This window comes from Paenibacillus sp. EKM10P (assembly GCF_011800655.1).
GTDB classification, from domain to species: domain Bacteria; phylum Bacillota; class Bacilli; order Paenibacillales; family Paenibacillaceae; genus Paenibacillus; species Paenibacillus polymyxa.
In genome coordinates, this window is sequence record NZ_JAALET010000106.1 from 1 (window position 1) to 287 (window position 287).

General features: G+C 48.1%; 1 protein-coding gene. It reads left to right on the forward strand.

Translation table 11 applies throughout. From position 1 onward, the window contains the following. The coding region (locus tag HFE01_RS26640; RefSeq protein WP_167442925.1) for a condensation domain-containing protein at positions 1-287 on the forward strand (287 nt) is incomplete at both ends.

Genomic DNA, 287 nt, shown 5'->3' on the forward strand with positions numbered 1-287 from the left:
GACATTTCTCGTACGGTAGGCTGGTTTACGAGTCCATATCCGGTGCTGCTGGATATCGGTCGTGGTCATGCTTTGTCGGATCGAATCAAACAGGTCAAAGAGAGCCTGCGTCAGATTCCGAATAAGGGAATGGGCTACGGAATCTGGAGATATTGGAGTGAATCTGGTCAAGCGATTCAGCAAGCAGATGTACTGAACCTTGGTCAACATCAAGCTTTTGCCGAGCCACAAGTAAGCTTTAACTATCTCGGACAGTTGGATCAAGACTTGCCAAACAGCGATATCCG